The following is a 13,172-nucleotide window of genomic DNA, read 5'->3' as shown; positions in this document are numbered from 1 at the left end:
GGGGCTGCAGCTTTTTGACTATGCTGAGGTCTTCACCTCGGCGCTCCGGTACAGCCATCCGCAGATGAGGGCTATGCCGGCGGAGGCGGCCAGGGCGAAATGAGGAGAGAGAATATCGACCAAGGTTCTGGCCGTAGCATCGATGAGGGTGGGATTGCTCGTGCGAAGAGCCTCCAGGCTAAAAACATAGATGGCGATTAACCCGAAGCCCCAGAAGATGCCGAAGCGGTACATCAAGGTACTCGCCAGAAAGAACAGCATGGCTAGCAGGAAGTAAGTGGCACTCTGCGAATACCACATCGCACCGTATGAAATGACAGCATTGTCCAGATGGAAGCCGAGCAGCGGCAGCAGCAGCTTTAGCGCTGCCATGAGCATGGTCTGGGCAAGTGATATCGCCACGCTGAATGCAGCGAAATAGGTTAGGCTGCTCCAGTAATATTGCCTGCGGGTGCTGCCGAGGCCCATCAGCAAGGGGAAGGAATTGGCCCCTGTAATATAAGTGATCAAGAGGATGAAAATGGAAATTGCTGCAAAATTGTTATTCATGACCAGGGCCAACGCATTCTCGGGCTCGTATACGCCATATCCGGCAAGCACCCACAAATCAAGGAGCAGCACGATCGCTCCGAAATACAACAAGCGCTTGCGGTTCTCATGCCAATGGAAGGCGAGCTGGCTACGAAATGTTCTCATTAGCAAGCACCTCCGATATTTGCTGTTCTTGGCGGGTTAAATAAACGAAGAGCTTTTGCAGGGGAATCGGGGTTATTTCGATTCCTTGCTCTCTAAAATACGTCTCATGGTCTATGGAACCCAGCCAGGCGAGCCTCGTTACGCTGCCCAAGGATTCCTGGTGCAGGATTCTGGCATCTCCGAGGAAGGGCGCCAATTGCTCCGTGCTTCCCTGCAGATAGCGGGCTTGGCCGGCGAGCTCATCTGTTTCGCAATGGGCAGCGATCGTCCCTTGCTGCATCAGCGTAATGTATTGAAACAGGTCGGCGGATTCATCGATCAGATGCGTAGACAGGATGATCGTTCTCGGATGCTCGCTATAATCGCTCAAGAGCAGCTCATAGAACGCCTCGCGCTTCTCCGCATCAAGCCCGAGCGTCGGTTCATCAAGCAGCGTGATCGGGCTGCGGCTGGCCAGCCCCTTAATGATGCTGAGCAGCGACTGGCTTCCCTGCGATAAATGCTTGTACTTCGGCTTGAGGGGGACGCGGAATCTGTCCAGCATCTCCGCGGCGAATCCGGCGTCCCAGTCCGGGTGGAGGAGGGAACAGAATTTCATGATATCTTGGACCCTGTATTCGCTCCAAGCCTGTTCTATGGCTTTGGCGAAGCATATCCGCGAGACGATGCCCGGATTCTCGTGAACGGGATGACCGCCTGCCGTAACAGCCCCCTGATCCGGAATCAATTGGCCGGAGATGAGATGAAGGAGCGTCGTTTTGCCGGCGCCGCTCGGTCCCAGCAGCCCGTGAATCGCGTTGGGCTCGAATTCGACGGCAGCATCGTGAATGGCCTGGGTGTCTCCGAGCTTTTTATAGATCTGATGGCATTTTAAGGTGTAGTCCAGCATTAAGCATCTCCTTCCATAATCATTTCAACTAATTGCTTCGTCGTAATCCCCAGCTTCGCAGCCTCGCGAACCATCGCTACCACGTATTGCTCGTAAAATTGCTGCTTGCGCTTCTCCAGTACGGCAGCGCGGGCTCCTTCCGCTACGAACATGCCGATTCCTCGCTTCTTGTATAATATCCCTTGGTCAACCAGCAGGTTGACTCCCTTGGCGGCGGTTGCAGGATTGATCCGGTAGAACGCCGCAAACTGATTCGTAGAAGGTACCTGGGATTGCTCGGGCAGCCGGCCTTCGATAATATCGTCTTCCATCTTCTCTGCGACTTGCTGGAATATCGGGCGGCCGTCGTCGCTCAGCATGGCCATATCCACACACCTACTTTGGTTAATTACTTATGTAACTAACCATATAACCAACGATCCCGGTTGTCAATTCGCTTCCATCGATTTGCTTCGTTGGAGGCTTGCCTTGTACTCTTTTTCCTGAGGCCACAAATGCCATCGCATTCTCCCAGCTGCAGGCGGCAGGAAAGTATTGCATTTCTTAATGTTTGGTTCAGTCGATAGCGTCAAACGAATGGATATTTGATAGAATAAAAGGGAAAATATCCCGTTCGATTGATTTTTGTCAAAAAAGGAAGTGATCGAGGTGATCATCGCCACGAAGTTACATATTCCCCGGCCGCGATCGGCGCTTGTTACGCGCCACCGCCTCCTCCATCGTTTGCATGAAGGGTTGGATTGCGAGCTCACCTTGGTCACAGCGCCTGCCGGATACGGTAAAACCACCCTGCTCAGCGAGTGGGTAATGACGATGGAACATTCGAGCGCCTGGGTATCGCTGGATCAGGGGGATAATGATCGAATGCGGTTCTGGGCACATACGATTGCCGCGTTGAAGCAGGCCTACCCGGCCTTGGACGAACAGGCCGTGCTTCATCATGCCGCAGAAGACGCCTCGGGCGACGCGTTGATTGCTGCACTTGTCAATGCATTGCACCGTGTATCGCATCCGATGATTCTCATATGGGATGATTTCCATCATGTCGAAGAAGCGGCGATCCTGAGGGGAATCGTATATTTGCTGAAGCGTCTGCCTTCTCACGTTCATCTCTATATCGCCAGCCGCAGCCAGCCGTCGCTCCCCCTTTCCAAAATGAGGGTGGAGAATAGGTTGAACGAGCTGGAAGCAAGCGACCTGCGCTTCGGACTGGAAGAAACATCCGAGTTCTTCGCGAAGTGCGGCGGAGTGAGTTTGTCTCCCGAAGAAGCGGGAGCTGTGCAGGAAAGGACGGAAGGCTGGGCGGCCGCGATGCGCCTCGCCGCCTTATCGCTGCACGAGCATGCCGATCCCGCGTCGATGATTCTGAAGATGACAGGGACGGAGCGCGATATTTCCGATTATTTCTTCGAGGAGGTGCTGTCCCGGCAGCCGGAGAGGCAGCAGCAATTTCTGCTCCAGAGCTCGATATTGCAGCGGATGAACGGCGAGCTATGCGAGGCTGTCACCGGGATTGCCGAAAGTGCTGTATGGCTGCAGAAGCTGGAGCAGGAGAGCTTGTTTCTCGTGCCTTTGGATGAGCAGAGGGAATGGTACAGATACCACCATCTATTTCAGCAATTTCTCCAGGTACAATTGAACCTGCTTGAACCGGGCCGAGGGAAGGAGCTCCATAATGCCGCGGGAAGATGGCTGGAGGAGAACGGCTATCCTTACGAGGCAGTCGAGCATTATTTGGCGGGTACGAGCTATGAAGAGGCGTTTGCTTTAATAGAAGCGATTGCGCCGCAGCTCATGGTTAATGAATGGACGACGCTTTGCAAGTGGCTAAGCTCCATTCCCGATTCACTGCTGTTTGCCAGGCCGATGATGTTGTTGACAAAGCTCGCTTCCCAGTATCTGTCTGGACACGTCGAAGCGGCCACAGACGGGTATTGGCGGGCGGTTCGCAGGCTGGAAGAAGACACGGCTTCCCTGCGTCCTTATGAAGCCGAGTCATTGCAAGCGGGCCTGGACTTTCTGGCGGCATTTCGCACGTTCATGGACCGGGACTTCGAATATGCCGTTCAATTCTCAAAGGAATATGTCGAGAGGAACCCCGATGGAGATTTCTTCATAGGATTTGGAAGCGAGCGGGATGGCTACCATCCCGTGTGGGACATCTATGTGTCCGATGACAGCCTTCAGTTGGCTGAACCCATACTGACTTCCTTATTATCCATTTGGTCCGGAACGCGAAATGTGCTATTTATCGCTCATTTATACATAGATTTCGGAAAATTGCACTACGAGCGAAATCGCCTTGACAAGGCGGAAGGCTATATGCGCCGGGCGCAAGAGCTCGGAAGAATGCATGACAATCCAAGCCTTGCGACGATCGCCGTGCTCTGGCTTGCCCGCATAGCTGCTGCACAAGGCAGCTGGGGGACAGCGAATGCTATGCTCCAGGAGCTGAGTGAACAAACGGATTCAAGGGCGAACACTCACTTGTCCAGGAAAATCGCATGGTTCTCGGCCGTGCTAGGCAGGATGCAGGGAGCGGAGGAGCCAGCGAAGCAATGGCTGGGAACAAGCGATTTACGGCCCGGGGATGAAATTCCGCTATCGATGGTCAAGGAATATAATTTACTGGCCTCTCTGCTGACAGCGCAGGGGAGGATAGAGGAAGCCGCTGCTTTAACGAACCGGCTCACCTCCATGGTGAATCAGGCAGGGCGGCAAAGCGACAAAATCCTTTTGCTGATTCAAAAGAGCAGGATTCTTTTCCTCCTTGGAAAGGTGGTACAGAGTATGGATGTATTGGAAGAAGCGCTTGCCCTGGCTTGGCCAGAAGGCTACATTCGTACCTTTGTCGATGAGGGAGCACCGCTTGGGGAATTATTAGATACCTATATCAGCCTGCGCCAAAATCAACATCGCAGTCCCGCCAAAAGGGTTCCATTGCCCTATGTAAAACGGCTGTGGCGGATCATTGACCAAAGCGGAGGGCGGATCGAGGATGCGGTTATCAGGGGAGCAAATAAACCTTCTTTAACAGCTAAAGAAAAGAGTGTGCTGCAGCTTATGGAAACAGGGCTGTCCAATAAAGAAATTGCTCTCGAACTTCATGTTTCCCTTGCTACCGTAAAAACGCATATTAACAACATCTACAGCAAGCTGCAGGTCAAAGGCCGATTGCAAGCATTGGAACGTGCCAGAACACTGAATTTGTTCTAAGCCGTTCCTCTTTTTTTGCATGAAATGTCTCCACCCCCTTCCTCAACCTTTGGGTTGGATGCGACAGCTGGGGTTGATCACTGCTGAACGGGAAATAGGTATAATCGTCTCGATAAAGTTCTTAGGAGATGGGTGGAGGCATGGTGAAAATGAGGTTGGGAAGAAGCTTGCGAAACAAAGACCAAATAGGCGCCCGGTTGGCGAGGTTATGCATCCTATTGCTGCTGATGCAGTCGTTTCTGCTCACAGTACCCTACGGCAATGTTTATGCTCAAGGGAGCGCTCATCCATCCCTCGGGGATCGTTGGGGCGGAATCCAGCAAATCGCAGGAGGGCGGTACCATTCCTTAGCCTTGGCCCCGGATACGGAAGTGCTGGCTTGGGGATCGAATGGATATGGAAAGGCCACGGTCCCCCTTGAAGCACAATCCAATATTGTTTCGGTTAGCGCAGGACAAGACCACTCTCTCGCTCTTACATCCGCTGGCGAGGTCATTGCCTGGGGAGGGGGAAGATTTGGCGAAGCCAATGTACCCATGGAAGCGAAAAGCGACATTGTAGCGATTGCATCAGGTAACAGCGCCTTCCATTCGTTAGCCCTTACGTCCTCAGGGAAAGTCATTGCTTGGGGAGCTAACATTACGGGTCAATCGGATGTGCCGGATGAAGCGGAGCGCGGTGTTGTAGCCATAGCGGCGGGGTATTGGCACTCCTTAGCTTTAACTGCCGCTGGAGAAGTGGTTGCCTGGGGAGGAGACCCGTACGGATCGGGAGTGCTGAATATCCCCGATGAAGTCCAAGGTCATGCAGTGGCCATTAGCGCAGGAACGCATCATTCTTTGGCGTTAACCGCATCGGGTAAGGTGGTTGCTTGGGGGAGGAACGAAAGCGGACAATCTTCTGTGCCGGAAGAGGCGGAAAGCGGTGTTATCGCAATTGCTGCAGGGCGTGCGCATTCTCTTGCCTTGAAAGCAGACGGCTCCGTCATTGCCTGGGGCATTTCCAACGGTTCGAGAGATGACTACGGACAAGCAATCGTACCCGAAGCCGCGAAAAACAGCGTGATTGCGATTGCTGCGGGGTATGAATATTCCCTGGCCCGGAAAGCGGATGGAACGATCGTTGCCTGGGGGGATAACGGATCGAGACAGATCGATGTGCCGGCACGTATCGCTGCTCCCGTGAAACCAAGGCAGGTCGCTGCGGGAGCCAGCCATTCCCTGGCTCTGACATCCGCCGGTCGCGTGGTCGGCTGGGGAAGCAATAGCTTCAACCAGCTTCCGGTCCCCGGAGGCTTGGATGAGGTACAAGCGATTAGCGCGAGCGTCTCTCATTCCTTGGCATTAAAAACAGATGGCACGATCAACGGCTGGGGAGACAATCTGTACAATCAGTTGGACATTCCGCCGAATTTGCGCAAGGTTGACGCGATCGATGCAGGAGACTATCATTCGTTGGCGCTGCAGGATGACGGTACGGTCGTTGCCTGGGGTAAAGTTTATGGGAATGAGGAAGATAAACGGCTCGAGGTGCCGGACGAGTTGAAGGATGCGATCGCGGTCGGCGCGGGACTGTTTCACTCCCTTGCACTAAAGGCCGACGGTACGGTAGCGGTATGGGGAAGCAATCGCTTTGGCCAACTGAATATCCCAAGCGACTTGCGGGATGTGAAAGCGATCAGCGCAGGCGGCTATCATTCCTTGGCTTTGAAAACAGACGGTACGATCGTCGCATGGGGAGATAATACTCATAACCAGTTAAACCTGCCTGATCGACTGCAAGATGTCGTCGCCGTAAGTGCAGGCCGCCATCATTCCGTCGCTTTAAAGTCTGACGGCACGGTGGTTGGATGGGGAAATAATACTTGGGGCCAACTCGAGGTTCCGCTAAACTTGCGCAACGTCGTCGCGATTTCGGCGGGGGATAATCACACCTTAGCGCTGCTAGCGGATGGAACCGTTGTCGGCTGGGGTTATGAGGGATCCGGCAAACTCGACATTCCGACTAGCGATCTGACTTGGATCGAACTGACCGATTCAAGCGGGGAAGAAGTGGAGCTCCCATTTAATGCAGATCAGCAGGAGTACACCGTTCAGATTGACAATGATGTCAACGAGATGAACGTGCTCGCTGTTCTGGAATACACGGAGCATGCCGATGTGTATGTGAATGGCGAGCGGCAATCCGATCCGGCAGTGGCAGCCAGAATCCCAGTCATCGACGAGCAAACGATCGTTAATGTGGAAGTATCCCCGTATTTGAAAGAAAATAAAACGTATACGATCACTCTGGTGAAAAATTCAGCGCCGCTTGAGCAGGCCGCCAAGCCGGTTGCGAGTCCGGCAGGCGGTCTGGCACCAGGGTTACGCTAAGCACGCCGACCGAGGGAGCGACGATCTATTACACGATAGACGGCAGCGAACCGGTAAGCAGCACCAGTTCGGTATATTCAGCTCCTATAGAGGTTACCGAGGCGATGACAATCAAAGCTATCGCTGTGAAGGATGGCATGACCGATAGTGAAATGCTGGAGGAATATTATTCTATTATAACGGTACCCGCGACGATACCCGCGCCAGCCAATCTGACAGCCTCGGCGGGCGATCGTTCTGTTACGTTAAAGTGGAATGCGGTTACGGAATTAGATAGTGTGACTTATGCTGTCTATCAAGCGGAAGGCTCATCAGCTCCTGTCGATCCGGCGAACTGGAGGCTCATTCGATCTGATGTTGTGCCGAGCACCTACACCGTCACTGGATTGACGAATGGAAATGGTTATGCGTTTGCAGTAAAAAGCATCCATGCGGAAGGGTTCAGCGATTTCTCTAATGCAGCAACAGCGACTCCAAGGGCAGCAGCAGGGAAGGGCGATACTGGAGGTTCAGACAGCGGAGGAGGCGTTGGCTGGCATTTATCTAGTAACGCCAATCTGAAGACGTTGGAAGTATGGGCGGATGGCAAACGCATCTCCTTAACACCTGTATTTAAAGCGGATACCTTTGCTTACACGGCCAAGACTGAAGCGGAGCAAATCGAGGTGAAAGCGAATCCTGAGCATGCGGCTGCCAAAGTGAAATGGAACCATCAAGCAGCGGGCAAGGGGATCAGGATCGAACTGAAAGAAGGGGAGAACGTCATTCCACTGACCGTTCAAGCGGAAGACGGTTCCCGTAAAACATATACGCTATCTATTGAAAGGGAAATAGCAGAATCAGATGAACCTGAAGCACCTCGGATCTCATTTATCGACATCGCTGGACACTGGGCGGAAGGTCACATCAAACGCGCTGCGGCGAAAGGCTTGGCTAGCGGTTATCCAGACAGCACCTTCAAACCGAACGATCCGGTTACGCGCGCCGAGTTTACGGTCATGCTTGCAGGCGCTTTGAAATTGGGAGGGAAGGCTGCCGAGCAGCCCTTTACCGATTACGAGCAAATCGGTGCATGGGCGAGGCCGGCCGTTTCCCGTGCAGTGGAAGCAGGTATCGTCAGCGGATATGACGACGGTGCTTTCCGGCCGAGCGCGCAGATCACCCGCGCCGAGATGGCGGTCATGATCGCCCGGGCGCTTAAGCTTCCGACGAATGCCCATACTTCAAGCGGTTTTACCGATGACGAAGCCATTCCCCTATGGGCGAAAGGCGCGGTCGGAGCGATTCGCCAATTGGGCCTCGCCGATGGCCGCGGCGGCAGCCGATTCGCGCCTAATGAAACCGCGACTCGTGCAGAGGCGGCAGCGATGCTGCTGCGAATGGCGGAGGTCAATAGTTAAAGTTATAACTCAAACGGCTTAAGCCCGATGAAAAATACAGGGCTTAAGCCGTTTGATCGTTTCTGGTCTACTTACTCATATTTTTTCGATATTCGCTGGGGTGATGCCTTCCTTGCCCTTAAAGGCGCGAATGAAGGTATTTCTGTTATTGAAGCCGAAACCCATACCCATACCCATACCCATACCCATACCTACACTCATCACTCTAACTCTAAGGCATCGATCAGACTGCCCTTAATGTCCTTGATCCAATCTTTGGTCTCCTGGCTGAGCTCCGAGCTGTTGCTGTAAATAAGGCAGGTTTCCCGGCGCGTCTGCTCCAGCTCCTTCATGGGCAGAGCAACAAGCTCATTGTCCTTCAGCAGTTGGGGCCGCAGATAGGATTGCGGTAACAGCGCGGCGGCCCGGCATGTCGGAAGAAGCCGGACGATCGCCTCGAAGGAATCAATCTCCATCCGTACGTCGGGAATGATGCTGTAACGGCCAAACAAATCATCGATCAGCTTACGATACCATGTCCCTTTCGAGAAAATAATCATAGGCAGGCCGTTCAAATCCTCCATGGTAGCTGGACTTCCTGCAGCTAATGCATGACTCCTCGGAATGACGAGCTCCAGATGATCCTGAAACAAGGGAATACACTTCAAGCCCTGCTCGGAGATGGAAGAGGCGACGACGCCAAGGTCGACCCTTTTGTCGCGGACATAGGAGACGATCTCATGGGTCTTGCCGGTGACGAGCTTCACTTCGATGTCCGGTGATTTGTTCATCAGAGCGGTGACCAGCGGGGGCAGGGTCGTCTGAATCGTCGTCAGGCTTGCTCCAAGCGTAATGACTCTGCGCTCGGCCGTCTTGAAGCGGGAGACCGATTGCAGAAATTGCTGGTGGCGCTGGCGCTGTTCCAGAGCGTAAATGTAAGCCTCCTGGCCGACGCGGGTCAGCTCCAGCCGTTTGCCTTTGCGGTCAAACAGGGCTACGCCCCATTCTTCCTCGAGCTTGGCTATTTTGCGAGACAGGGCGGGCTGCGACAAATTGAGCAGCTTTGAAGCTTTGTTCAAGCTGGACTGCTCGACGACTGTGGTGAATACGAGTAAATCTTCCATCATAGGTAAGTCCCTCCCGATTGCCGTGTGATATATGAAATAGATATTAGGAATTAGAAACTAGGAAATAGAAATTAATTATTATGTTGAACAGTTTAACCAGCTCTTTTTCATGATCCATCTTATAGTAATTTTCTCATATCAATGCACTTTATTAATGTAACGCTTTGTGCAATACATCTTGTGGAAATGCGCGCTTCATAGCAATCGATTCCATAGAAATGCGCACCATAGCAATGTGCTTCATAGCAATTACTTTATAGTAATGGGCTTTAAGAGCAACGCACTTTATGCCATGAGCTGATCCGCACTTTATAGCCATTGCCACCGTCCTCCACGTTATTCAACTAATAGCTGGTAATACGGAGGTTAAACGGATATGGGGCCGCAGGGAGGCAAAAAACGGAATCGGACTTTGTCGGCTGAGTGGCAATTTTAATCGAAAAATCGTTTAAAAGCGCTCATATCGAAAGAACATTTTATTCTGCTGCTTGTACCGTAAATCAAATAGTTCAACTAATAGAGTAATTGAAATAAATTTTGTAAAAGAAAATAAATTTTCGCAAATAATTTGGGAGTTTACATTGTTATGCGTATTAGTTATAACTATTAATAAGTATATTGCAATTCCATTATAAGATAAAAAGGAGTAACATTGAAAGTGACACAAGATGTTCACATGTTATTTTAAGCACATGGACAGTTGGCCGTTTTGGTGTGGGATTTATCATATACTTTCTTGACGGCCGGTGTTGAATGGTGTCATTGAATAGGGAACGATGGAAATGAGAAAGGGGAACACGCACTTATGAAAGGGTTTTATTCCAGAAAGCTGCACTCGCTCCTGGGTGTCATTCCGCTAGGATTTTTTATTCTGGAACACATGCTTACGAACTTTTCAGCCGTTGAAGGCGGAAGGCAGGGATTCATGGATGCCGTTGCATTCCTGAACAGTCTGCCGCTTGTTATTGTAATTGAAGCGTTATTTATTTGGCTGCCGCTACTGTACCACGGCGTATACGGGATGTATATCGCATTTCAGGCGAAGCCGAACAATGGCAGATTCCGCAATGAACGGAACCTTCGCTATTTGCTCCAGCGGATTAGCGGGGTTATTGTATTTGCGTTCGTAATCTGGCACGTTTGGGAGACTCGGGTACAAGTCGCATTGGGCAACGTGACGCACGAGGAGCTTGGTGCAGTGATGCACGGGATCGTTACGCAGCCGATCTTCTTCGGCCTTTATTTTATCAGTGTTATCGCGGCTTCGTTCCACTTCGCCAACGGCATGTGGTCTTTCCTCGTGAGCTGGGGGATTACGGTAGGGCCGCGTGCGCAGCGCGTTTCCTCGAATATTTTCATGGGATTGTTCGTGATCGTCTCCGTGATGTTCGTGTGGTCGCTGTTTGCATTCCGCAACGCTGAATTTGCCGCGGAAGGAACGGCATTGCTGCAGACGCTGAAGGCGTTTGTAGGCTAATTTAAGCTTGAATGAGCAGACCATATCGGTGGCGGTAATGTTGTTTAAACAAGCGACTGCTTTCGGGGCAAGTTTCTACTCGGAGTATTTCAATTGCAGTAACGCTGCACCAAACAAATCGACTGCTTGAGATTCAAGCTATGCTCAAGGCATTTCAACGCAGTAATGCTACACCAAACAAAGTGACTGGTTGATATGCAAGTTTTGTTCGAGGTATTCCAATGCAGTAACGCTGTACAAAATTTTTAGGAGTTGAAACATATATGGCTAAACAAAGCATTATTGTCGTAGGCGGCGGCCTAGCCGGGCTCATGGCTACGATCAAAGCGGCGGAGGCCGGGATTCAGGTGCATCTGTTCTCCCTAGTTCCGGTCAAGCGTTCTCACTCCGTCTGTGCGCAGGGCGGCATCAACGGCGCCGTCAATACGAAGGGCGAAGGCGACTCCCCATGGGAGCATTTTGACGATACGGTATACGGCGGAGACTTCCTTGCGAATCAGCCGCCGGTGAAAGCGATGTGTGAAGCGGCTCCGGGGATCATCCACCTGATGGACCGGATGGGGGTTATGTTTAACCGTACGCCGGAAGGCCTGCTTGATTTCCGCCGGTTCGGCGGAACGAAGCACCACCGGACGGCGTTTGCTGGGGCAACGACGGGACAGCAGCTGCTGTACGCGCTCGATGAGCAGGTTCGCCGCTATGAATCCGCAGGCCTTGTTACGAAGTACGAGAGCTGGGAGTTCCTGTCCGCGGTGCTGGACGACGAGGGGGTCTGCCGCGGGATCGTGGCGCAGAACCTTCGCTCGATGGAGGTCGTCACCTTTGCATCCGATGCTGTGATTTTGGCGACGGGCGGACCGGGGATTATTTTCGGTAAAACGACAAACTCGGTTATTAATACAGGTACTGCGGCGAGCGCCGTGTATCAGCAGGGCGTCTATTACGCGAACGGCGAGTTCATTCAAATTCACCCGACGGCGATTCCGGGCGACGACAAGCTGCGCTTGATGTCGGAATCGGCTCGCGGCGAGGGCGGACGGATCTGGACTTACAAGGATGGAAAGCCTTGGTATTTCCTCGAGGAGAAGTATCCGGCATATGGCAACCTGGTGCCTCGCGATATCGCTACCCGGGAAATATTCAACGTCTGCGTAGAGCAGAAGCTGGGCATTAACGGCGAGAACATGGTGTATCTCGACCTGTCCCACAAGGATCCGAAGGAGCTCGACATTAAGCTAGGCGGTATCATCGAGATTTATGAGAAATTCATGGGGGATGACCCTCGTAAAATTCCAATGAAAATATTCCCGGCAGTCCATTACTCCATGGGCGGTATGTGGGTTGATTACAACCAAATGACGAATATTCCTGGCCTGTTCGCTGCGGGGGAATGTGAATATCAGTATCATGGGGCCAACCGGCTCGGGGCGAACTCGCTCGTCTCGGCGATTTACGGCGGCATGGTGGCTGGACCGAAGGCAGTCGAATATATTCGCGGGCTGAAGAAGTCGGCAGAGGATATCAGCCCGGCTGTATTCGAGAAGAACCGCAAGGCTCAAGAGAGCAAATACGAGGCTCTTCTGGCGATGGACGGCACGGAGAATGCCTACGTTATTCATAAGGAGCTTGGCGAGTGGATGACCGATAACATGACGGTTGTGCGCCACAACGATAAGCTCGAAGCTACGATCGGCAAAATTAAAGAGCTGAAGCAGCGCTATCAGAAAATCAACATTAACGATACGTCCCGCTGGAACAACACCGGCGCGGCTTTTACCCGCCAGCTGTGGAATATGCTGGAGCTGGCTGAAGCGATGACGCTGGGCGCTCTGCTTCGCAACGAGAGCCGCGGTGCTCACTACAAGCCGGAATTCCCAGATCGGAATGATGAGGAGTTCCTGAAGACGACGAAGGCGAAATGGACGCCGGACGGACCGGAAATCTCGTATGAAGAAGTGGATGTCTCGCTGATTCCACCGCGGATTCGCGATTATTCGAAGGAAAAATAGGAGGGGA

At 52.5% G+C, this 13,172-nt stretch carries 11 protein-coding genes; 5 read left to right on the top strand and 6 right to left on the bottom strand.

All coding sequences use genetic code 11. The features are described from left to right. Window positions 1–18 precede the first annotated feature (18 nt). From BN2762_RS04590 to BN2762_RS27500, 4 genes are read right to left on the bottom strand one after another with little or no spacing between them, the layout of a single operon-like run. Complete coding sequence (locus tag BN2762_RS04590) at window positions 19–696, bottom strand: hypothetical protein (protein WP_055105840.1); 678 nt, start codon at window positions 694–696, stop codon at window positions 19–21. Further along, window positions 680–1,585, bottom strand: a complete 906-nt coding sequence (locus tag BN2762_RS04585; RefSeq protein ID WP_055105839.1) for an ATP-binding cassette domain-containing protein — start codon at window positions 1,583–1,585, stop codon at window positions 680–682. Before BN2762_RS04585 ends, BN2762_RS04590 begins: the two co-directional genes overlap by 17 nt. Further along, a complete protein-coding gene (locus BN2762_RS04580; protein WP_055105838.1) occupies window positions 1,585–1,950 on the bottom strand; it encodes a GntR family transcriptional regulator in 366 nt (121 codons plus the stop codon). The genes BN2762_RS04585 and BN2762_RS04580 overlap by 1 nt, the downstream gene beginning before the upstream one ends. 19 nt (window positions 1,951–1,969) lie before the next feature. Then, entirely contained in the window at window positions 1,970–2,125 is a 156-nt protein-coding gene (locus BN2762_RS27500) for a hypothetical protein (RefSeq protein ID WP_222861018.1), read from the bottom strand. 84 nt (window positions 2,126–2,209) lie between these two features. On the opposite strand from BN2762_RS27500, the gene BN2762_RS04575 reads away from it, so the two are divergent. The 3 genes from BN2762_RS04575 (at window position 2,210) to BN2762_RS04565 (ending at window position 8,573) form a co-directional block, all read left to right on the top strand. Next, on the top strand, window positions 2,210–4,801 hold the full coding sequence (locus tag BN2762_RS04575; RefSeq protein WP_230202418.1) for a winged helix-turn-helix domain-containing protein: 2,592 nt from the start codon (window positions 2,210–2,212) through the stop codon (window positions 4,799–4,801). A gap of 140 nt (window positions 4,802–4,941) precedes the next feature. Next, window positions 4,942–7,173 (top strand): cadherin-like beta sandwich domain-containing protein, encoded by a 2,232-nt coding sequence (locus tag BN2762_RS04570; RefSeq protein WP_055105836.1) that lies wholly within the window; start codon window positions 4,942–4,944, stop codon window positions 7,171–7,173. A 23-nt stretch (window positions 7,174–7,196) separates the two neighbouring features. Further along, window positions 7,197–8,573 carry an S-layer homology domain-containing protein gene (locus tag BN2762_RS04565; RefSeq protein WP_316246765.1) on the top strand — a complete coding sequence of 459 codons (1,377 nt, stop codon included), beginning with the start codon at window positions 7,197–7,199 and terminating at the stop codon, window positions 8,571–8,573. Between the two features lie 75 nt (window positions 8,574–8,648). Here the strand turns inward: BN2762_RS04565 and BN2762_RS28030 are convergent, their stop codons facing one another. Both BN2762_RS28030 and BN2762_RS04560 read right to left on the bottom strand, forming a co-directional pair. After that, window positions 8,649–8,774, bottom strand: coding sequence for a hypothetical protein (locus tag BN2762_RS28030; RefSeq protein WP_262362793.1), 126 nt, complete (start codon window positions 8,772–8,774; stop codon window positions 8,649–8,651). Next, complete coding sequence (locus tag BN2762_RS04560; protein WP_055105834.1) at window positions 8,774–9,679, bottom strand: LysR family transcriptional regulator; 906 nt, start codon at window positions 9,677–9,679, stop codon at window positions 8,774–8,776. The genes BN2762_RS28030 and BN2762_RS04560 overlap by 1 nt, the downstream gene beginning before the upstream one ends. 805 nt (window positions 9,680–10,484) lie before the next feature. Here BN2762_RS04560 and BN2762_RS04555 point away from each other — a divergent pair. Together BN2762_RS04555 and sdhA are read left to right on the top strand one after the other, a co-directional pair. Next, window positions 10,485–11,156 carry a succinate dehydrogenase cytochrome b558 subunit gene (locus BN2762_RS04555; protein ID WP_055105833.1) on the top strand — a complete coding sequence of 224 codons (672 nt, stop codon included), beginning with the start codon at window positions 10,485–10,487 and terminating at the stop codon, window positions 11,154–11,156. Between the two features lie 263 nt (window positions 11,157–11,419). Beyond that, window positions 11,420–13,165 carry a succinate dehydrogenase flavoprotein subunit gene (gene sdhA / locus BN2762_RS04550; RefSeq protein ID WP_055105832.1) on the top strand — a complete coding sequence of 582 codons (1,746 nt, stop codon included), beginning with the start codon at window positions 11,420–11,422 and terminating at the stop codon, window positions 13,163–13,165. Window positions 13,166–13,172 lie beyond the last annotated feature (7 nt).

Source organism: Paenibacillus ihumii, assembly GCF_001403875.1.
Lineage (GTDB): Bacteria > Bacillota > Bacilli > Paenibacillales > Paenibacillaceae > Fontibacillus > Fontibacillus ihumii.
This window is presented reverse-complemented; position numbering and strand designations above follow the sequence as displayed.

What these genes read in the sequence shown, in the direction of transcription:
- BN2762_RS04590 (WP_055105840.1), bottom strand. Translation starts at nt 696, where the DNA reads ATGAGAACATTTCGTAGCCAGCTCGCCTTCCATTGGCATGAGAACCGC.
- BN2762_RS04585 (WP_055105839.1), bottom strand. Translation starts at nt 1,585, where the DNA reads ATGCTGGACTACACCTTAAAATGCCATCAGATCTATAAAAAGCTCGGA.
- BN2762_RS04580 (WP_055105838.1), bottom strand. Translation starts at nt 1,950, where the DNA reads ATGGCCATGCTGAGCGACGACGGCCGCCCGATATTCCAGCAAGTCGCA.
- BN2762_RS27500 (WP_222861018.1), bottom strand. Translation starts at nt 2,125, where the DNA reads ATGCAATACTTTCCTGCCGCCTGCAGCTGGGAGAATGCGATGGCATTT.
- BN2762_RS04570 (WP_055105836.1), top strand. Translation starts at nt 4,942, where the DNA reads ATGGTGAAAATGAGGTTGGGAAGAAGCTTGCGAAACAAAGACCAAATA.
- BN2762_RS28030 (WP_262362793.1), bottom strand. Translation starts at nt 8,774, where the DNA reads ATGAGTGTAGGTATGGGTATGGGTATGGGTATGGGTATGGGTTTCGGC.
- BN2762_RS04560 (WP_055105834.1), bottom strand. Translation starts at nt 9,679, where the DNA reads ATGATGGAAGATTTACTCGTATTCACCACAGTCGTCGAGCAGTCCAGC.
- BN2762_RS04555 (WP_055105833.1), top strand. Translation starts at nt 10,485, where the DNA reads ATGAAAGGGTTTTATTCCAGAAAGCTGCACTCGCTCCTGGGTGTCATT.
- sdhA (WP_055105832.1), top strand. Translation starts at nt 11,420, where the DNA reads ATGGCTAAACAAAGCATTATTGTCGTAGGCGGCGGCCTAGCCGGGCTC.